Annotated in this window: 19 protein-coding genes; 8 read left to right on the top strand and 11 right to left on the bottom strand. The window is 67.8% G+C overall.

Going from position 1 to position 20,085, the window contains the following annotated elements; all coding sequences use genetic code 11:
• Positions 1–151: aldehyde dehydrogenase family protein (locus tag BJEO58_RS05985; protein WP_145997553.1), on the bottom strand; the 151-nt coding region annotated here is incomplete at its 3' end.
• A gap of 318 nt (positions 152–469) precedes the next feature.
• On the opposite strand from BJEO58_RS05985, the gene BJEO58_RS05990 reads away from it, so the two are divergent.
• Together BJEO58_RS05990 and BJEO58_RS05995 are read left to right on the top strand one after the other, a co-directional pair.
• Entirely contained in the window at positions 470–823 is a 354-nt protein-coding gene (locus tag BJEO58_RS05990) for a nuclear transport factor 2 family protein (protein ID WP_101588585.1), read from the top strand.
• A 244-nt stretch (positions 824–1,067) separates the two neighbouring features.
• Complete coding sequence (locus tag BJEO58_RS05995) at positions 1,068–1,958, top strand: hypothetical protein (protein ID WP_101588586.1); 891 nt, start codon at positions 1,068–1,070, stop codon at positions 1,956–1,958.
• Between the two features lie 43 nt (positions 1,959–2,001).
• On the opposite strand, the gene BJEO58_RS06000 is transcribed toward BJEO58_RS05995, so the two are convergent.
• The 6 genes from BJEO58_RS06000 to BJEO58_RS06025 all read right to left on the bottom strand — a co-directional run bounded on the left by BJEO58_RS06000 (position 2,002) and on the right by BJEO58_RS06025 (position 8,636).
• A complete protein-coding gene (locus BJEO58_RS06000) occupies positions 2,002–2,577 on the bottom strand; it encodes a GyrI-like domain-containing protein (RefSeq protein WP_101588587.1) in 576 nt (191 codons plus the stop codon).
• Positions 2,577–4,217 carry a long-chain-fatty-acid--CoA ligase gene (locus BJEO58_RS06005; protein WP_180951850.1) on the bottom strand — a complete coding sequence of 547 codons (1,641 nt, stop codon included), beginning with the start codon at positions 4,215–4,217 and terminating at the stop codon, positions 2,577–2,579. The genes BJEO58_RS06000 and BJEO58_RS06005 overlap by 1 nt, the downstream gene beginning before the upstream one ends.
• A 131-nt stretch (positions 4,218–4,348) precedes the next feature.
• Positions 4,349–5,149 carry an SDR family NAD(P)-dependent oxidoreductase gene (locus BJEO58_RS06010; RefSeq protein WP_101588588.1) on the bottom strand — a complete coding sequence of 267 codons (801 nt, stop codon included), beginning with the start codon at positions 5,147–5,149 and terminating at the stop codon, positions 4,349–4,351.
• Between the two features lie 2 nt (positions 5,150–5,151).
• Positions 5,152–6,141: an NADPH:quinone oxidoreductase family protein gene (locus tag BJEO58_RS06015; protein ID WP_101588589.1), complete on the bottom strand. Its 990-nt coding sequence runs from the start codon at positions 6,139–6,141 to the stop codon at positions 5,152–5,154.
• Positions 6,142–6,192: 51 nt separating this feature from the next.
• Positions 6,193–6,990 carry an enoyl-CoA hydratase-related protein gene (locus BJEO58_RS06020; RefSeq protein WP_101588590.1) on the bottom strand — a complete coding sequence of 266 codons (798 nt, stop codon included), beginning with the start codon at positions 6,988–6,990 and terminating at the stop codon, positions 6,193–6,195.
• Positions 6,991–7,094: 104 nt separating this feature from the next.
• A complete protein-coding gene (locus tag BJEO58_RS06025; RefSeq protein ID WP_101588788.1) occupies positions 7,095–8,636 on the bottom strand; it encodes an acyl-CoA synthetase in 1,542 nt (513 codons plus the stop codon).
• A gap of 152 nt (positions 8,637–8,788) precedes the next feature.
• Between BJEO58_RS06025 and BJEO58_RS15070 the strand changes: the two genes are divergently transcribed.
• Entirely contained in the window at positions 8,789–9,448 is a 660-nt protein-coding gene (locus tag BJEO58_RS15070; RefSeq protein WP_219617079.1) for a PaaI family thioesterase, read from the top strand.
• 68 nt (positions 9,449–9,516) lie between these two features.
• On the opposite strand, the gene BJEO58_RS06035 is transcribed toward BJEO58_RS15070, so the two are convergent.
• The 4 genes from BJEO58_RS06035 to BJEO58_RS06050 form a co-directional block, all read right to left on the bottom strand.
• Positions 9,517–11,082 (bottom strand): AMP-binding protein, encoded by a 1,566-nt coding sequence (locus BJEO58_RS06035; RefSeq protein WP_101588591.1) that lies wholly within the window; start codon positions 11,080–11,082, stop codon positions 9,517–9,519.
• A 128-nt stretch (positions 11,083–11,210) separates the two neighbouring features.
• Positions 11,211–12,158: an NAD(P)H-dependent flavin oxidoreductase gene (locus tag BJEO58_RS06040; protein WP_219617080.1), complete on the bottom strand. Its 948-nt coding sequence runs from the start codon at positions 12,156–12,158 to the stop codon at positions 11,211–11,213.
• Positions 12,155–12,805, bottom strand: a complete 651-nt coding sequence (locus BJEO58_RS06045) for a TetR/AcrR family transcriptional regulator (protein WP_219617081.1) — start codon at positions 12,803–12,805, stop codon at positions 12,155–12,157. The genes BJEO58_RS06040 and BJEO58_RS06045 overlap by 4 nt, the downstream gene beginning before the upstream one ends.
• A 17-nt stretch (positions 12,806–12,822) precedes the next feature.
• The gene (locus BJEO58_RS06050; protein WP_101588592.1) at positions 12,823–13,575 is read right to left on the bottom strand and encodes an SDR family NAD(P)-dependent oxidoreductase; all 753 of its coding nucleotides are present in this window, start codon (positions 13,573–13,575) and stop codon (positions 12,823–12,825) included.
• A gap of 195 nt (positions 13,576–13,770) precedes the next feature.
• On the opposite strand from BJEO58_RS06050, the gene BJEO58_RS06055 reads away from it, so the two are divergent.
• The 5 genes from BJEO58_RS06055 to BJEO58_RS06075 all read left to right on the top strand — a co-directional run bounded on the left by BJEO58_RS06055 (position 13,771) and on the right by BJEO58_RS06075 (position 20,078).
• Positions 13,771–14,910: a thiolase family protein gene (locus BJEO58_RS06055; RefSeq protein WP_101588593.1), complete on the top strand. Its 1,140-nt coding sequence runs from the start codon at positions 13,771–13,773 to the stop codon at positions 14,908–14,910.
• Positions 14,910–16,082 carry an acyl-CoA dehydrogenase family protein gene (locus BJEO58_RS06060; RefSeq protein ID WP_101588594.1) on the top strand — a complete coding sequence of 391 codons (1,173 nt, stop codon included), beginning with the start codon at positions 14,910–14,912 and terminating at the stop codon, positions 16,080–16,082. The genes BJEO58_RS06055 and BJEO58_RS06060 overlap by 1 nt, the downstream gene beginning before the upstream one ends.
• A 380-nt stretch (positions 16,083–16,462) precedes the next feature.
• Positions 16,463–17,020, top strand: a complete 558-nt coding sequence (locus BJEO58_RS06065; protein WP_246076139.1) for a TRAP transporter small permease — start codon at positions 16,463–16,465, stop codon at positions 17,018–17,020.
• A gap of 47 nt (positions 17,021–17,067) precedes the next feature.
• Positions 17,068–18,624, top strand: a complete 1,557-nt coding sequence (locus BJEO58_RS06070; RefSeq protein WP_101588596.1) for a TRAP transporter large permease — start codon at positions 17,068–17,070, stop codon at positions 18,622–18,624.
• Positions 18,625–18,782: 158 nt separating this feature from the next.
• Positions 18,783–20,078, top strand: a complete 1,296-nt coding sequence (locus BJEO58_RS06075) for a type 2 periplasmic-binding domain-containing protein (protein ID WP_101588597.1) — start codon at positions 18,783–18,785, stop codon at positions 20,076–20,078.
• The last annotated feature ends 7 nt before the right edge of the window (positions 20,079–20,085 follow it).

Consider the following 20,085-nt stretch of genomic DNA (forward strand, 5'->3'; position numbering starts at 1 on the left):
TCGCGGCACGCTCCGCCACCGTGGTCTCCGACCAACCGGTGAACGCCGCCGCACTCCGATCCTGCGCCTCGACGATCTGCTCGTCAGTGGCAGTCGGATACGTTTCCACGACTTCGCCGGTCGCCGGATTGAGGACCTGATAGATCGACATTGACTGCTCCTCTTCGTGGGGTACGAACACAATCGGCCAACCAGCCGACTAGTGTGGTTCCCACGTTAGGCGGGTCACACCCACGTGGCAAAAGGCAGTCCCCGAATATGGACGCCCGCGTCTATCGACGTGAGAAGACTCGGTCACGCGGCGGCTTCGACCACCGGCGCCCCGGGCCTGACCGAACCGACCCGACGACGGCCGAGCCGGCCCGCACAGCACGGGAACTGCTCGTCGACGACCCGACCCGCACGAGTACACCTGCAGGAATTCGACTGACAACCGATCAGAAGCCGAGCGATCGGCAACGGAGGACCCATGTCACGCACTGAGGATCTGGCACGCCACTACTACACCGTCGTCGACGCCGGCGATGCAGACGCGACGGTGGCGCTCTTCGCACCCGATGCCACCTACGATCGCCCCGGCTATGACACGCTCACCGGCCCGCAGATCGGCGAGTTCTACCGCGGCGCCCGCGTCATCGTGTCCGGCGCGCACACCGTCACGGAGATCATCGCCGACGACCGGCGCGCCGCGATCCGCGGCACGTTCGATGGTGTCCTCAACAACGGAGCAGAGGCCCACGAGGGCTTCGCGGACTTCATGGAGTTCGATGGTCAGGACCGCATCGCCAAGCGCACCACGTACTTCTTCCGCGCCGCGGTCTGAGAAGGTCCCCACCGGCGCCGAAGTCCCGGCCGGCTGAGCGGTCCCAGCCACATCAGACCCAGCCACATCAGACCCAGCCACGTCAGTCACGACCACATCAGCCCCAGTCGCATCAGTAGCGCTCGCATCAGTAACGGTCGCTCTCAGGCTGCCTCTCCCCGGCTGCCGCTCCCACGCTTCCTCCAGCGGAGGATCTTCTCCCGGATGCGGTCGCGTTCGCGGAAGTCAGTGGCACAATGTGCCCATGGAGACGCACGTCACGCACCCGATCAGTCAGGAGCACCTCGCGGCCGCAGAGGAAGAGCTCCGAGAGTCGCTCGACAGCGCGGGCATCGACGTGCGGATCGTCGAATCCGCAGAAGCCGCGGCAGAGGCCTCGCTGCTGCTCGATGAGATCTGGAGTGTGACGGGCTCCGGCACCACGGTGCTGGAGCCCAGCCTCTTCATCGCGCTGGCGCACGCCAAGAACTACACAGCGGCAGCGCACGACCGGGACAGCGGGAACTTGCTCGGAGTGACCGTGGGATTCTTCGCCGCACCCGTCGGGAAGTCGATGCACTCGCACGTCGCAGGTGTGAGGCACGAAGCGGTCGGCCGCGGCATCGGGGCTGCGATGAAGCTGCACCAGCGCCTGTGGTGCCTGGAGCGCGGCATCACACACATGACCTGGACGTACGACCCGCTCATCGCCCGCAACGCCTACTTCAACATCACGCGACTGGGTGCCCTTCCCACCGCGTATCACCCGGACTTCTACGGGCAGATGCGCGACGGCGTCAACGCCGGCCACGCCTCCGACCGCGCCTTCGTGGAGTGGGACCTCACCACCGCCAGGCCGGACCACTCCGACAGCACCCGGCCCGATGCCGCTCAACAGGGCGAGGCCTCCGACGACGCCGTCGCAGCCGTGCGGATCGACGCCGACGGCAGTCCGCTGGAGTTCGACGTGCCGCGCGAAGCGACACTGGTCTCCATCGAGATGCCCAGCGACATCGAGACGCTGCGCGGCACGGACCCGGAGCTCGCCTCCCGCTGGCGCGAGGTCGTCCGCCGCGCGTTTCTCGACCTGTTCGCCGACGGGTGGAAAGTCACCGGCTTCCGCCGCAGCGGCGCCTACCTCCTCACCCACCCCTGAGTGCCGATCGGGCCTCATGCCCTCCGCCCCGCCGGACGGGTCCTCAGACTCCCAGTGCTGTGAACAGATCGGTGCGCAGCGTCGCGGGGTCCATGTCCGGGGTCGGCTCCGTCGTGTAGACCTCCCAGAACGGCATCGCTGCGCGCTGGCCCTGCGACTCGAGCGCACCCATGAACGTCTGCCACGCCTCGCCCAGGCCGTCGTAGCCGCCCAGGTGCGCTGCCGTCGCGATCCGGCCGCCAGGCAGCGCCGACGCCCGCGCGACGAGCGGGAACGAGACCCGTTCGGCCCCATGATCTCCGCCGGCACCCTCCGGCACAGCGATCTCGCCGAGGTCCACCGCCCCGTCGAGCACCCGGTCCACCGGGATGCCCACCTCGATGTCGACGGTGTCCGCGGGCACCCGCGCGTACAGGGAGAACGCGGCGCCCACGGGCTGCACTCCTGCCTGCCCCAGTGCGGGGAACAGACGGGTGAAGACCCCGTCGAACAGGACCGGCAGATGCGCAGAGGGGAAGCCCTCCACGCGCACCGACGCGGTCACCTGCTCAGGAGCCTCGAGGAGCGCGGGCCGGGACGGCACTGGGACGGACACCGGGACGTCCTCACTGCCGCTCATCAGGCGTCCTCACCCAGATGCTGTGTGCGGAGCACCTTCTTGTCGAGCTTGCCGACCGACGTGCGGGGAAGCTCGGTGACGAACTCGATCACGTCGGGCAGCTGCCACTTGGCGAACTTCTCCAGCAGGCCCTCGCGGACCTCGTCCGCCGACACCGTCTCACCGTCGCGCAGGACGACGTAGGCGACGGGACGCTCGTCCCACTTCTCATCCGGCACGGCGATGACCGCGGCCTCGAGCACTCGCGCGTCGTCCATGATCGCGTTCTCCATGTCGATGGACGAGATCCACTCACCGCCGGACTTGATGACGTCCTTGAGGCGGTCCGTGAGCTTCACGTAGCCCGCCTCGTTGATGACCGCGACGTCGCCGGACTTCCACCAGCCGTCGTCGAAGCGCTCCGCGTTGTCATCCAGCTTGTGGTAGGCCGTCGCGATCCAGGGACCCCGGATCAGGAGCTCGCCCATCGACTTCCCGTCGCGCGGAAGCTCCTCCCCGGTCGGGTCGACGACCTTGACCTCGACACCGGCCACGGGCAGGCCCTGCGAGCGCTTGAGGTCCCACTTCGCGTCTTCGTCCAGCTCGCCCAGCTCCGGCTTGATCTGCCAGTTCACCGACACCACGGGGGTGGTCTCCGACGCGCCGTAGGCGTGGATTACCTCTGCGCCCGTGAGCTCGCGGAAGCCCTTCATGAGCGACACCGGCGGCTCCGTCGATCCGCTGATCAGACGCGCGCGGGACAGGTCCGGAGTCTCATCCTGGGCGCGGATGTACTCCAGCAGCCCGGCGAAGATCGCCGGCGCGCCGTTGGCGACCGTCACCTCTTCGTCCACGAATGCCTTCGCGATCGCGCCCATCTCCGCAGCAGAGAACTGGCCGGGCAGCACGACCTTCGCTCCGGCACCCGCGGCCATCTGCGGGAAGCCCCACGACAGCACGTGGAACATCGGGGTGATCGGCATGATGACGTCGGTGTACCCGACCTTCAGCCCCGCCGTGATCGCCATCGTGTGCAGGTAGGAGGCGCGGTTCGAGTAGTACACGCCCTTCGGCTTGCCCGTGGTGCCCGTCGTGTAACCGGCGTACGCGGCCGTCGACTCCTCGACCTGTTCGAAGTCGAACTCCTCTGGCGCCTCGCCCATCAGGTCCTCGAGGAACACGACGTTCTCAAGCGACGTCTCGACCTGCGAAGACGGAGTGTCCGAGGCGACGATCCACTGCTTCACGTACGAACCGGCCGCGAGCTTCTCCGCGATCGGCAGCAGCGATTCGTCGACGACGACGTACTGGGTCTGCGAGTGGTTGACGACGTACGCCAGGTCCGCCTCGCCCAGGCGCAGGTTCAGCTGCACCATCGTCGCCCCCAGCGCCGGGACTGCGAAGTACAGCTCGAAGTGCCGCCGCGAGTTCCAGTCGAGCACGCCCACCGTGCTCTCCGGACCGATCCCCAGCTTCGTGAGCGCGTGCGCGATGCGCGACACGCGACGCATCTCCTCGGCGTAGGTGCTCCGCCCCCAGTCGCCGTCCGACCGGCGGTACACGACCTCCGTGTTCGGGAAGTTCACCGCCGCGTGGCGCAGGAGTGAGAGAACATTGAGCTGGTAGTCGTCGCCCATGGTGGACGGGATTCCGCGAAGCATCGGCACCTCCGGGTGCAGTGATCGGATCTGCTGGCTGCCGCACGGGACGGACACGGCCCCCGTCTCGCACCGCACGATGTGACATCGGTGGGGAGACGGGGGCCGCACGCGTACATCCGCGCGGATGTGACTCAGAATACGGTGTAGCCGCCGTCGACCACCAGTTGCTGGCCGTTGACGAACGACGAACCCGAACCCGTGAGGAACACGGCGGCCGCCGCGAAGTCCTCCGGCGTGCCCCAGGTGCGGAAGGGCACCCGCGAGATCACCTTGTCGGTGAACTTCTGGTTGGCTACCGAACCCTGCGTCATCTCCGTCTCGATCCACCCGGGCAGGATCGCGTTCGTGCGGATCCCCTCCCGCGCGTACTCCGTCGCGAGCCCCCGCATGACCGACAGGACTCCAGCCTTCGTCGCCCCGTACAGGGTGTTCCGCGTGGGCGCCTCGATGCCCGCCAGCGAGGACACGAGGACGAGCGAGCCGCCCTCCCCCTGCTCCATGAGCGTGCGCACGGCGGCCTGGCAGCTGAGGATGACGCCCTCGATGTTCACCGAGGACACGCGCCGCCAGTCGTCGATCGACAGTTCGTGCAGACGCCCGTACGCGCCGGATACACCGGCATTGGCGATGAGGGTGTCGAGCCGACCGAACCGCTCGAGGGTGCTGGCCATCGACCGGGTGACGTCGGCCTCGTCGGCCACGTCGCAGGCGAACGCCTCGGCGTCCCCGCCCAGTCCCCGCAGCTGCGCGACCGCCGCCGCGTTCACCTCTTCGTTCCGCCCCCACACCGCGACCGAGGCCCCGGCCTGCACCAGCCCGCGCGCCATGCCGAGGCCGATGCCCCGATTGCCTCCGGTCACGACGACCACCTTGCCGGTGAGGTCGAGACCGACGCCTGCCGCGCCTGCCGCATTCTGCTGTGCGTCTGTCATCGTCAGGCCTCTTCCCTCACCTGGAGGAGCACCTTGCCGCGCACGCTGCGGGTCTCGAGCTCCTTGATCGCGGCACTCGCCTGCTCGAGCGTGTAGGTCCCGTGGATGACGGGATCCAGCCTGCCCGCGACGAGGTGGTCCCACATCGCCTCCCACTGCCTGGCGATGAGGCCCGCATCCTTCGCGAACGCGGCGCCCCAGCCCACGCCGGCCACGCTCACGTTGTTGAGGAGGAGTCGGTTGACCTTGACCTGGGGGATCTCGCCCGCGGTGAAGCCCAGCACGAGCACGGTGCCGAACGTCGCCGAGCAGCGCAGCGAATCGGTGAAGCGATCGCCGTCCTTCGGGTTGCCGACGGGATCTGCGACGAGGTCGACGCCACCGGGCACGATCTCCTTGACCGCATCCTTGAAGCCATCGCTCAGGACCGCATGAGCCGCGCCCAGGGAGCGGACTGTCTCCGCCTTCTCCTCGGTGGACACGACACCGATCACGGTCGCACCCATCGCGACCGCGACCTGCACGAGTGCAGTGCCCAGGCCACCCGCAGCACCATGCACGAGCACGGTCTGCCCGGCTTCCAGACGGCCCCGGACCCGCAGCGCGAAGTCCGCGGTCAGAAGGTTCATCGGCATTCCGGCCGCAGCCGACAGCGACACCGAGTCAGGCAGCTTCACCGTCGCGTTCGCGGGCGCGGTCATCACCTCGGCGTAACCGCCCTTGCCCGCGATCGTGGCGACACGGTCACCCACCGCGAGGTTCTCCACTCCTGCGCCGACTGCGGACACGACACCGGCGGCTTCGGAGCCGAGAGTGAAGGGAATCTCGTGCTTGACCTGGTAGAGCCCCTTGGTCTGGAGCAGCTCCGGGAACGTGACGCCTGCATAGGCGACGTCGATGAGGACCTGTTCCGCTCCGGGTGCGGGTGCCTCGATCTCTGCGACGGAGAGGGAGTCGGGACCATCGAGCGTGGTGACCTGTACGGCTTTCATGGATTCCTTTCGGGAAGCGCGTTGGCTGGATTGTGCGGTGGAGATGTCTGGTCAGCGGCCCGTGTACTGGGGCGCTCGCTTCTCGCGGAACGCGTTGGCGCCCTCCTGCGCGTCCTCGGTCCCGAGCAGGTGCGACTGACCCACGACCTCACGATTGAGATCGGAGCGCAGGGTCGGCAGCGCGATCTCATTGATCGCCTGGCGGGTGGCAGCCATCGACCGCGGAGCTCCGGCCGCGAAGGTCGCCGCCACTTCCTGCGCTCGCTCGAGCGGGGAGGAGTCCTCGACGAGCTCGCTCGCGAGCCCCCACTCCAGTGCCTTCTCGCCGTAGACGCGTTCGGCGGTCAGGGCCATCCGCATCGCGCGGTGGCGGCCAGCGGACGCTGCCACGAGGGCAGAGGCGCCGCCGTCCGGCATCAGGCCGATCTTCGTGAAGGCGAGCATGAAGAACGACGTCGGGCTCATCACGACGTAGTCGGTCGCGAGTGCGAGCGAGCAGCCCACACCGGCGGCGGCGCCGGACACGGCGGCGACGGTCGGCACGGACGAGTCCTTCAGCAGCATGATGATCTCGTTGACGTCGTCCAGCAGGCTGCCGGACGACTCGCCCTCCGCCTTGGCCTCGGCCTTCGCCTGCAGGTCCGCGCCGGAGCTGAACGAGCGATCGTCTCCTGTGAGCACGATCGCGCGGACGGCGTCGTCTGCCTGCGCGTCCTCGAGCGCCTTCCTCACAGTCGCGACGCTCTCGAGCACCACCGCGTTGAGGCGGTGCGGACGGTTGAGCTGGATGGTCATGACGCCGCGTTCGTCAGTGGAGACGAGGACGGCCTTCTCAGCGGTTTCGGTCATGTGTGTTCCTCTCGTGGGAGCTGGTTCGATGGGGAGACGGTTCGATGGGAGCTGGCTCGGTGGGAGCTGGTTCGGTGGGGAGACGGAGAGCTGGTCAGGATGCGTCAGCTGCGCGCGAGCGTCGGGTCGAGGCGCCTCTTCACGAGCTTGCCCGTGGGGGTGCGCGGCAGTGATGCGATGGTGTGGAACCGCCGCGGGATCTTGAAGTTCGACAGTCGGCCGTCCAGCCAGGCCCGCACCTCATTGTCGAGGTCCCGCGACGGGTCGACGTGGTCCTCGGGCTCCAGGTACGCCACGGCGATCTCGCCCAGCTCCTCATCCGGTTCGCCCACGACCGCGACGTCCCGCACGTCGGGATGGAGCGCGAGCGCGTTCTCGATCTCCTGCGGGTAGATATTCACTCCGCCGGTGATGATGAGGAAGCTCGTGCGATCCGCGAGGAAGAGATAGCGCTCCTCGTCGATCCACCCCATGTCCCCCGTCGTCACCCACGTGTCGTGCTGCGGATGGCGGGATTCGGCCGTCTTCGCGTCGTCGCCGAAGTACTGGAACGGAGTCCGTCCCTCCGCGACCTCGAAGTAGACGAGGCCGGTCTCTCCGGCCGGCAGCTCTTCCCCGCCCGGTCCGCAGACGTGGACCGTGCCCATGTACCCGTCGCGGCCCACGGAGCCCGGCTTGCGCAGCGCTTCCTCGGAGCTGATGAGCGTGAGGCCTGCGGCCTCGGTCGACGCGTAGTACTCATAGATGACCGGGCCCCACCACTCGATCATCTGCCTCTTCACCTCGGCAGGGCAGGGTGCTGCGGCGTGGATCGCATACTGCATGGACGTGACGTCATAGGAGTCGCGCACCTCCTGCGGGAGCTTGAGCATGCGGATGAACATCGTCGGCACCCACTGCGAGTGCGTGACGCGGTAGCGCTGGATGACGGCGAGCGCCTGCTCCGGATCGAAGCGGGGCATGATCACAGCGGTGCCGCCGCGGGCGTGAGTCGTCATGACGTAGCGCAGCGGTGCCGCGTGATAGAGCGGAGCGGGCGACAGGTAGACGCTGTCGGTGTCGAAGCCGTAGACCTGGGTGAACAGCTGCACGAGCGGAACGTTCGGGTCGTCGACCGCCTGGTCCTTGATCTCCGGCAGGATCCCCTTCGGCCTGCCGGTCGTCCCTGACGAGTAGAGCATGTCGTCGCCGCGCGGCTCGTAGGCCGGCTTCACATCGCTCGCAGCGGCGAGCGTGTCCTCATACGGGTCGAAGCCCTTGAGAGGCCCGCCGATCGAGATGCGGGTCTCGACGTCCGCGCACAGCCCCGCGAGCTCGTCCGCCTTCTCCAGACCACCGGAGAGCAGGACCACCTTCGCCTGGCAGTCGTGGACGATGTACGAGGCCTCGTCCGGGGTGAGATGGCGGTTCACCGCGGTGATGAGCGTGCCGGACCTGAGCGCCGCCCACAGGGCTTCGACGATCTCGAAGCGGTTCTCCGCGACGATCGCCACGTGATCTCCGGGCTCCAGCCCGATCGACCTGAAGTGGTTCGCCAGCCTGAGCGACCGCTCCTCGAGCTGCGCGTAGGTGAGGACGTCCTCCGTGTCCGCCATGATGAGCGCGGGCTTGTCCGGGTGGGCGGCTGCGTGGATTCCTGGATACACCGTGATCACTTCCCTGTGATGGTCGATGTGCCGATAACGGTTGTTTCTGACGCTACACTCAATTTGAGTGAACGTTTGCTCAGGACCCTAGCGGGATCCTGAACCACAGACAAGACATGTCCGCGCTCCGTCCCGGACACGAGAGGACCACCATGGGACAGCCCTCCCCCGTCGCCCAGGACTCGCCCACTGGGCAGGACTCGCCCACTGAGCAGGATCACGCCGCTGCTGGACACGCCGAGCCCGCAGCGCGCTCACCGTACGCGGAGCACACGGCGCGGCTGACCCGATCTCTCGCGCACGCACTCGTGAGCGAGAACGACGACGCAGAGCTGGCGGAGACTGTCCGCGCTCTCGCGACCCGCCTGCTCGACGCCTCCGAGGCCCCCGCCGCGGTCACGGTCGACGACCCGCACCCGCGCAGCGGATTCCGCCGGGACATCACGCCGATCACCTCTGCCGTCAACCCGCTGGCACCGCCGATGGCCATCCGTCGCGAAGGCGACGAGTCGGTGAGCGATGTGGCTCTCCCCCTGCAGTACCAGGGCCCTCCGGCCCGTGTGCACGGCGGGATAGTCGCCCTCATGCTCGACCAGGTCCTGGGCAATGCCGCTCACTCGACCGGCCTGCCCGGCGCCTACACCCGCGAACTCACCATCACGTACGACGCGGCGACCCCGCTCGACCGCCCGGTGCAGGTGGTCGGACGGATCGACCGGGTCGAGGGCCGCAAGAGGTTCATGTCGGGAGAGGTCCTGGTCGACGGCGCACCCAGCGCGCGGGCCCACGGCCTGTGGATCAGCCCGCGCTAGGAGGGCGCCCTGCGCCCTGCGGCGCAGGGCACCGCGGCGCAGGACACCGACCGGCCTCGCCCTCGGGCTCATCCTCGGTCGACCACCATGTCGCTCAGGGCGCGCTTGTTGATCTTGCCGACAGCGGTCTGCGGCAGCTGGTCGACGAAGAGCACCTGCTTGGGCGCCTGCACGGCGCCCTTGAGCTCTTTGACGTGGCTCATGAGCTGCTCCGGCTCCGCCGACTGGCCGGCCCGCAGCACGACGACCGCAGTGACCTGTTCGCCCCACTTCTCATCGGGCACGCCGAACACCGCCATCTGCGCGACCGCCGGATGGGTGGCCAGCGCGTCCTCCACCTCGCGGGGGTAGACGTTGAAGCCGCCGGAGATGATCATGTCCTTCTTGCGGTCGACGATGTAGATATAGCCCTCCTCGTCGATCCGCGCGATGTCGCCGGTATGCAGCCACCCGTCGACGATGGTCTCCGCGGTCAGATCGTCGCGCTGCCAGTAGCCGTCCATCGCTCCGCGCCCGCGGATGCACAGCTCACCGGACTCGCCCAGCGGGACCTCTTCGCCCAGCGGGTCCAGGACCCGCACATCGACCGACTGCACCGGCTTGCCGCAGGAGAGCAGTCGCTCCGGGTTCTGGTGGTCCTCGCGCGACAGGATGGAGATCGGGTAGCACTCGGTCTGGCCGTAGAGCTGCGCGAACACCGGCCCGATCCGCTCCAGCCCCTCCCGCAGCCGGGACTCCGACATGGGCGACGCCCCGTAGAGCACGTACTCGAGGCTGGACGTGTCCCGCTCATCCAGGTCGGGGTGGTCGAGCAGGGCATAGATCATGGTGGGGACGAACAGGGTGAAGTTGATCCGCTCGCGCTCGATCACCTCCAGGACCGCCGCCGGATCGAAGCCGTTCATCAGGTGCACCGTGCCGCCCCGTGCCAGCGTCGGTGTGACATTGGTGCCCGCCACGTGGCTCATCGGAGGGATCAGGAGATAGCGGGGCGAGGCCGGGATCTCGAAGTCCGCAAGGATGTCCGCGGTGGACGGACCCATGCTGATCTGGCGCCGCGTCACCCCCTTGGGCCGGCCCGTCGTGCCGCCCGTGTAATTGATGATGGCGCGGTCGTCGGGCCCGCCCTCGTCGCGGAACGGCTGCGGCCCCACACGCGCGGCGGCGGTTTCCAGGTCCCCGGCGAACTCCAGGTCCCCGGCGAACTGCGCGGGGCCGAACGACCACGCGGTGAGCCCGGCGCCGGCGACGAACTCCACGAGCTCGCGACCCCGCTCGGAATGATGCAGCTCATCGACGACCAGCGCCGATACCCGAGCATCCTCGATCTGGAAGATCTGGTCCGAGACACCGCCCATCGGGTGCAGCCACGTGGCGTAGAGGCCCAGTGACTGCACCGCAGCACCCAGCGCCCACACCTCGTACCGATTGGCACCGAGCGCGGCGACCCCCTCCCCGCGGCGCAGTCCCGCCTCTGAGAGAACCGCCTGGTAGCGGCCTATGAGGTCGAGGACCTCCGCGTACGTCTTCTCCCCGCGCTCGTCCACGAAGGCCACCCGGTTCGGGTAGCGCTCGAGGACGCGCCGGATCTGCGCGCCGATCGTGGGGCCGGTGAGGTGAGCTGCGATCTCCATTGATCCTCCGTTGTGTTCCGTCTCGGCCTGCGATGGTCGAGCGTTCCTGCGATGGTCCTGATGAGACGTGCGCGAGAGGCCTCGGGCACTGCTCCCGCACTGTCGCTGTCTAGCGAGTCCTGCGCTGTCTAGCGAGTCCCGCTGTCCGAGAAGGCTCTGTCGTAACCGTCGGCGAAATCGTCGACGATCTGCGCGACGGACAGCACGTCGCGCACTCCCGCCACCGAATGCCCGGCGGAGTGGATGTCCGCCCAGCGCGTGGGGCCGATCCCCCGGGCCCGATTGCCGAAGAGCTCCGCCGCGGATTCCCGTGTGACGCCCTCGTCGAGCGATTCGAGATCCACGCCCGCCGCGTGGATCGACTGCGTCAGCATATTCGTCTGCAGCCCCGTGAAGGCGCTCGTGAGCATGACCCCGTCCGGGTCCGAGTCGATGATCTCCTGCTTGTAGGTCGCAGAGGCAGGGCTCTCGCTGCTCGCGATGAAACGCGTGCCGGAGTAGGCGAGGTCATATCCGGCCACGCACGCCGCCGCGATGCTCCGCCCATCGGTCATGCCGCCGGCGAGCACCACGGGGCCGTCGAAGAACTCCCTCACCGCGGTGATGAAGGCGAACGGGTTGAGCCACCCGGTCTGTCCTCCCGCACCGGCGGTCAGCAGCACCAGCCCGGAGGCCCCGGCGGCGACCGCCTTGCGGGCGTGCGCCACTGTCGCGACGTCGGCGAACACGGCGATCCCGGCCTCGGCGAACAGCGGCGCGACCGGCGCGGGCGAACCCACCGATGTGATCACCATGCGTGCGGAGGATTCGGCGATGAGACGCGCATGCCGCGCGGAGTCCGCATCGGCCATCACGAGATTGGGGCACATGAGGCCGGCCGTGGTCTCCTGCACTCTGCCGAGCTCGTCCAACCACTCTCGCAGCGTGTCCTCCGACCGCGCATTGAGCGTGGGGAACGCCCCGACGACGCCCGCGCGCAGGGCAGCAGACGTGAGCCGCAGGTCGGAGACCCGCAGCATCGGTGCCACGATCAGCGGCATGCGGAGCCCGGAGAAGTCGGGAATCGTGCCCCTCACGTGAGGAACGCCCTCACCCAGGTCGCGAGCATCGGCTCGGTTCGGGGGTCCCGGCCGGAGAACGTGTAGGTGAGCGCCATCCCGCGCATGCTCGTGAACACGAGGTCGAGCGAGCGGCGGAAGTCGGGATCCGCGGCGACGACCTCGCCGAACGACCTCGCCGACGATGCGCGCACCCGTCGCAGCACTCTCCGTTCGTGGTCGACGATGTCGCCCGCGAGCTCGGGGTCCGTCCGCGCCGCGATCCACGTCTCCATCGCGGCCCAGAAGTTGTCCGCGAAGAACGTCTCCCACATCCGCTCCACGGCCCACTCCACCCGTGCGGCCACGTCATCGGCCGCCGGGGCGTCCGAGAAGTCGGACTGCTGCGCCGCGTCCATCCGGTCGTCCATGAGCCGCTTCACCGCCGAGGCGATGAGGACCCTCTTCGACGGGAAGTGATGCAGCAGCTTGCCCCGCGACACCCCCGCCCGCTGCTGGACGCGCAGCGTCGTGGTCGCCGCGTACCCGTCCTCCAGCAGGCAGTCCATCGCCGCGGTGAGGATCGCGTCCTTCGCGATCCGGCCGCGCTCCTGACCACTGCCGAGGGCGCGCTCACCGCCGAGGCCCCAGTCGGCCGGGGCCTCGGCAGCGGTTCCGTCATGCACGTCGATCAGTGTGCCGATCAGCGCGGAGCCATGCGGATGGCGCCGTCCAGACGAATGGTCTCTCCGTTGAGCATGGAGTTCTCGACGATCTGCGCGGCCATGAGGCCGAACTCCTCCGGCACGCCCAGACGGGAGGGGTGCGGCACCTGGTCGCCCAGCGACTTGAGCGTCTCCTCTGACGCTCCGAGCATGAGCGGTGTGTGGAAGATGCCCGGCGCCACGGTCATGACACGGATCTGCGACGACGCGAGGTCACGGGCGATCGGCAGTGTCATGCCCACGATGCCGCCCTTCGACGCAGAGTACGCGGCCTGGCCCACCTGGCCGTCGAATGCCGCCGCGGATGCGGTGTTGATGACGACGCCGCGCTCCTCGCCCACCGGGTCGATCGCCTGCATGTGCGCTGCCGCCAGTCGGGTCACGTTGAAGGTGCCGATGAGGTTGACGGTGACGACCTTCGTGAAGTGGTCCAGAGGGAAGACACCGTTCCGTCCGGAGACGCGGTGCGAGCCGCCGATCCCGGCGCAGTTCACGACGATGCGGAGGTCACCCAACTCGCTCGTGCGCTCGATGGCCGCCTGGACCTGCGCCTCGTTCGTCACGTCGCCCTCGACGAAGATGACGTCATCGCCCAGCGCCGCGATCTCGTCAGACCCCTTGAGGTCGAAGGCGACTGCTTTGCCGCCCCGCTCGACGATCGCCTGCACTGTCGCGAGCCCCAGCCCGGACGCGCCTCCCGTGACGAAGGCGACCTGATCCTTGATCTGCATGATGATGCTCCTTCTCCGAGCCCTGTGCCCGATCGAAAACGATTACCAGTCCATATTGACTGGTTTAGGCGGATATGTGAAGCTGGGCACACCGGCACCGAACATTCGTTCAGTTGGATTCGTCGAGTTCGACCAGCCAGTTCGCCCCAGTCGATTCGCCACAGACTCTCGAGACAGACTCACCGAGGAGAAGCCATGACCGACGCAGTCATCGTCGCCGCGCGACGCACACCCACCGGAAAGCGCGAGGGAGTGCTGTCCGGCGTCCACCCCGCAGACCTGTCCGCCCACGTCCTCGAAGACCTCGTGCAGACGGCCGGCGTCGACCCCGCGCTCGTCGAGGACGTCATCTGGGGCTGCGTCACCCAGGCCGGCGAGCAGACGGGCGACATCGCGCGCACCGCCGCCCTGTCCGCAGGCTTCCCCGAGACGGTCACCGGCGTCACCGTCGACCGCCAGTGCGGCTCCTCGCAGCAGGCGGTCCACTTCGCCGCCGCAGGCATCGTCTCCGGCCAGTACGACATCGTCATCGCGGGCGGCGTCGAATCCATGTCGCGCAATCCCATGGGCTCGTCCTCCATGGGCAAGAACCCCTACGGCGACCGCTTCATGGAGCGCTACGGCGTGAAGCCCAACCAGGGCGTCGGCGCAGAGATGATCGCAGAGAAGTGGGGCCTCTCCCGCTCGCAGGTGGACGATCTGGCGCTGGAATCGCATGCCCGCGCGGCCGCGGCCACCGACTCCGGCGCCTTCGAATCACAGATCACTCCGGTCCAGACGGAGGACGGACTCGTCTCCGCGGATGAGGGCATCCGTCGCGGCGGCACCCCCGAAGGGCTCGGCAAGCTGAAGACCGTGTTCAAGGAGGACGGCATCGTCACCGCGGGCAACTCCTCGCAGATCTCCGACGGCTCTTCCGCGCTCCTCATGATGAGCAGCGACCGCGCGAAGGAACTGGGCCTCAAGCCGATCGCACGCGTCCACACCGCGGTGCTGGCCGGCACCGACCCGGTCATCATGCTCACGGCGCCCATCCCGGCGACGCAGAAGGCTCTGAAGAAGTCCGGCCTCAGCGTCGATGACATCGGCGTCTTCGAGGTCAACGAGGCGTTCGCCACCGTGCCGCTGGCCTGGCAGCGGGAGCTGGGCGCGGACTTCGCGAAGGTGAATCCGAACGGCGGCGCCATCGCGATGGGGCACCCGCTGGGCGGCTCCGGCTCGCGCCTCATGACCACGATGGTCCACCACATGCAGAACAACGGCATCACGTACGGCCTGCAGACCATGTGCGAGGGCGGCGGTCAGGCCAACGCGACGATCCTCGAGCTGCTCTGATGGTCACGAGGAACCTCTACGAAGAGGACCACGAGGACTTCCGACGCACCGTCGCCGCCTTCTATGACAAGGAGGTCGTGCCCCACCAGGATCGCTGGGAGGAGCAGGGCGTCGTCGATCGGTCGATGTGGAAGGCCGCGGCCGAGGCCGGGGTCATCGGATTCTCCCTGCCGGAGCAGTACGGCGGCGGGGGCGTCACCGACTACCGCTTCGAGATGGTCCGCGGAGAGGAATCCGCGCACCGCGGCATCCAGTCGTCCATCAGCGGATGGGGCGTGTCCGACGGCATCGTCCCCGGCTACCTCACCGGATTCGGGAGCGAGCACCTCCAGGAGAAGTACCTCCCGGGGCTTGCCGCCGGTGACCTCATCGGCGCGATCGCGATGACGGAGCCGGAGGCCGGGTCCGATCTCCAGAACATCCGGACCAAGGCCGTCAAGGACGGCGACGACTGGGTCATCGACGGAGCGAAGACGTTCATCACGAACGGGCAGACCTGCGACTTCGTCATCGTCGTCGCGAAGACCGATCCCGATGCCCGCGGGTCGCGCGGGACCTCCCTCTTCATCATCGACGACGGGACGCCCGGCTTCACGAAGGGTCGCAAGCTCGACAAGGTCGGCCTCGCGGCTCAGGACACCTCCGAGCTGTCGTTCGAGAGCGTCCGAGTGCCCGGAACGCAGCTGCTGGGCGAGCTCAACAACGGGTTCATCCACCTCATGACGAATCTGCCGTACGAGCGGATGGGCATCGCGTCCGGCGGTCTCGCGGGCGCCCGCGCCGCCTTCCACTGGACGGCCGACTACGTCTTCTCCCGACAGGCGTACGGCGCGACGATCGGCGATCTGCAGGCGACCCAGTTCGAACTGGCGGAGCTCGAAGCGCGCATCGACATGCTCGAGGCGTACGTCGACCGCTGCGCCCTCGCACTCAACGCGGGCACGCTGACGGCGATCGACGCTTCGAAGGCGAAGATGCTGGGCGCCGACCTCCAGATCGACGTCGTCACGCGAGGACTCCAGCTGCACGGCGGTTACGGCTACATCCTCGAATACCCCATCGCCCGAGCGTTCCGAGACAGTCGGATCCAGTCGATCTACGGCGGCACGTCCGAAGTCATGAAGCACATCATCGGCAAGGACATCCGCTCTCGCTACCGACAGGACCGGTGATGCCTCGGGAGCCTCGTCTCCCGACACACTGCGCTGGCCGGGCACTGCGCGTGCGGCTGGTCCGCCGACTGCTGATCGACTGCCGCTGAACCACTGATCCCCACGCCGCTGGGAACACGAAGGGGCGGGCCCTGGGCCCGCCCCTTCAGCGCGTCCGATCACCACCCCGCAAAAGCGACTAGGATCACAAGTTGAGTAAGACCTCGATTATCCGGGCCTCCCCCCTTGCGCTCTGGGTGATCAATCGATAAGTTCAACCGCGAGGTCGGCGATCTGCGGATCGGCACCAGGCACAGCAGCCGTGTTCGGTCCGACCCCGACCCAAGAGCCACGGGCAGCGGGTATCCGTCTGCCCTCCAATGAAGGCGAAGGTGACTTCAATGACTCGAGTGAACGCAGGCATGGACAAAGTGCTGTCCGTGCTCACCGCGATCGCCGTCGTAGCGATGATGCTGCACGTCGTCGCGCACGCGCTCATGCGCTTCTTCCTCAACTCCCCCCTCTACGGCACCAACGAGATCGTGTCGTTCTGGTACCTGCCGATCGTCGCGCTGCTGGGCATCCCCGCAGCCCACCTGCAGAAGGAGCACATCACCGTCGTCCTGCTGGTGGAGACCCTGGGCCGGAAGGTCCAGAACGTCTTCCTGGTCTTCGCCTGCCTCATGGGCGCACTCGTGAGCGTGGGCTTCACGATCTTCGGCTTCCAGGAGGCCCTGGACAAGATGTCCATGGGTGCCACCGCCGGTGTCACCGACATCGTGACCTGGCCGGTCTATTTCCTCGTGCCCCTCGTCTTCCTCGTGCTGGCCGCGCTCTACATCGTCGACATCTGGGTCGTCGCCCGCACCGGGGACGCGGACAACGACGTCCGCACTGACGAGAAGGCAGAGGCCGAACCACAGGCAGAGGCCGAATCGCTCGACGAGACCGCTCGCTGAGACGTCGTCTCCGCGAGCCCCACCACATTCTTGGCGAAGGACCCCCGATGACAGCTTCGAAACTCACCACCGGCGGCAGCACCGCAGCAGCGGACGCCCAGCAGCCCTCCTCCTTGGCTGCCGGCACGCTCCTGCGCACCGGCAACCGTCGCAAGCCCGGCAAGACCGCCCTGATCGTCTGCTTCGTCCTCCTGGCCGTCTGCCTGGGTGGATTCTTCACCAGCTCCTCCGGCCCCGTCGCCGGCCTCTGGTGCGTGGCGATGATGATCCTGCTGATGTTCATGTCCGTGCCCGTCGCATTCTCACTGGCGATCCCCAGCCTGATCGGCGTCTACGGACTCGCAGGAGTCCCGGCCATGACGAACATCCTGGCCACCTCACCCTTCAACGCGGTCTCTTCCTGGACCTACTCCGTGCTGCCCATGTTCATCTTCATGGGCATGCTGCTGGCCCAGTCCGGAATGGCCGCGCGCATCTACCGCGCCACCGACCGCTGGTTCTCCTGGCTGCCGGGCGGCATCGGCATCGGCACGACCGCCGCCGGCGCCGGCCTGGCGTCCGTGTCCGGCTCGACCATCGGCATGACCTACACGCTGGGACGCGCCGGCATTCCGGAGATGCTCAAAGCCGGCTTCGACAAGCGCGTCGCCGTCGGTGCCGTCATCGTCTCCGGGCTGCCCGGCGGGCTCATCCCCCCGTCGATCCTGCTCGTCGTCTACGCCGGCATCGCCTCCGTGCCCGTCGGCCCCCAGCTCATGGCCGGCGCCGTACCCGGCATCCTCATCGCTGCGACCTTCGGACTCTTCATCCTCTGCCTGGGCATCTTCGCCCCCAAGCTCGTCGGCCGAGGCAAGTACGCCACCGTGGAGAAGGAGAAGGTCACCTGGGGCCAGCGCTTCCAGTCCCTCGGTGAGATCTGGGGCTTCCCCCTGATCATGTTCGTCCTCTTCGGCGGCATGTTCTCCGGTGCCTTCACCCCCACCGAGGCCGGCGCCGCCGCCGCTCTGACCGCGATGCTGCTGACCCTGTGGTACACCCGCAAGGACAACCCCATCGGCAACGTCTCGCGCGCCGCAGTGTCCACCGTCTCCTCCACCGCCGCGATCTTCTTCATCATCATCGGCGCGGAGATGCTCACCAAGCTGCTGGCGATCACCGGCCTGGCACCGGTCATCACGGAGTTCATCACGGGGCTCGGCCTCAATCGGGTCGGCTTCCTCCTCGTCCTCGTGGTCCTCTACGTCTTCATGGGCATGTTCTTCGACACCCTGTCCATGATGCTTCTGACCATTCCGATCCTGCTGCCGACCCTGGCAGCCATGGATGTCAGCCCGCTGTGGTTCGGAGTGTTCGTCGTCCTGCTGGGCGAGCTGGGCATGATCACCCCACCCGTGGGCATCCTGTCCTTCATCGTGCACAACATCGCGAAGAACCCGGAAGTGAACGTCGGTCACACCATCACGCTGAAGGACATCTTCACGGCCCTGCTGTGGTTCCTGCCCGTCGCGGTCCTCTTCCTGATCCTCATGATCGCCGTACCGCAGATGACCGAATGGCTGCCCGACCTGCTCGAACGCACAGCCGGCAGCACAGCCACCCAGTAGTACAGCCACCCAGTAGTACACCCGCAGTACAGCAGTACAGCAGTACCGCAGCAGTACAGCAGAGGGGTGCCGACCGGCCACAGGGCCGGTCGGCACCCCCGCCCCACCCGTTCGCTGACATCTCCGGGAAGACCGTCCCGGCAGAAAGTGAGACCACATTGCTCCTCTCCGCAGTGCGCACCTCGCGCCTCCACCGCCTCGCACCCGCCGTCGCCGGCGCCAGTGCACTCGCCTTCGCCCTCACCGCATGCGCCGGTTCTGCCGGCAGCGGTGGCGGCGAGGGCGGCGGCGATGCAGCCGGCGCCTACGAGGCCGGTGCCAGCCAAGAGGATGTCGACGCGGCACTCGCAGACCTCGAGCCGGTGGAGATCATCTATCAGCCGTCTGCCGCCTCTCAGGAGTCTGTCCAGTCGCCGTCGGGCACGGTGCTCGCGGAAGCGATCGAGGAGCGCTCCGGAGGCAAGATCACGGTCGACACCGTCTGGGGCCAGGCGATCGCCGGATACTCGGAGATCCACGATGCACTGGGCGACGGCCGCATCGACCTCGCCTACACCCTTCCGGTCTACGACCCGGCGCAGTTCCCAGCGGTCAATGCGCTGGGCGATGCACTGGGTGGACTGGATCCCTCGCCGTTCGTGGGCGAGATGATCACGAACGCCGTCGCCACCGACGTCGCGTGGCAGACCCCGGAGATCGTCGCCGAGTACGAGGACCTGGGCATTTCGCCGATCGCTCCCACCGTCGCGTCCGGCGGCTACTACACGATGTGCAACACCCCTGGCGTCGAGGAGTCCGACTTCGAGGGCCGCCAGGTCCGCATCGCGTCGAAGACGCAGGGCGAGCTCATGTCCAGCATCGGCGCCTCACCCGTGTCGATGGAGTACACGGAGACCTTCGAGGCGCTCCAGCGCAACACGGTCGACTGCACCCTGGGCCAGCTCGTCCCCTCTGCTGAGAGCGGCATCTTCGAGGTCGCCCCGCACATCGGGTACATGACGGAGACGAGCATCTCCCGCAGCCCCGGCGCCCTCATCGCGGGCTCAGGCGTCAACGACCTGCCCCTGGGCTACCAGCAGGTCATCTTCGATGCCTACACCGATTACTTCCACGGCCAGATGATGACGACGATCAATGGCAACTCCGTCGCCATCGGCATGGCCAAGGAAGCCGACGGCGAGGTCGAGGAGATCCCCGCGGAGTTCCAGCAGCAGATCGCCCAGTTCAGCGAGGACAAGCGCGCAGAGCTCGCCGAATCCGGCGTGGCCGGCGACGAACTCCAGGCACGGGTCGAGGAATCGGCCGAGAAGTGGGCGACTCGCATCGAGGAGATGGGCTACTCGGACGAGGGCACGACCGAGGACTTCGACGAGTGGTTCGACGAGGACACTGACTTCCGCCCCGTCGGCCAGGCCATCTTCGAGGAGGTGATCCTCCCCCAGCGTCCGGCCTGATCCCCAC

Source organism: Brevibacterium jeotgali (assembly GCF_900169175.1).
Lineage (GTDB): Bacteria > Actinomycetota > Actinomycetes > Actinomycetales > Brevibacteriaceae > Brevibacterium > Brevibacterium jeotgali.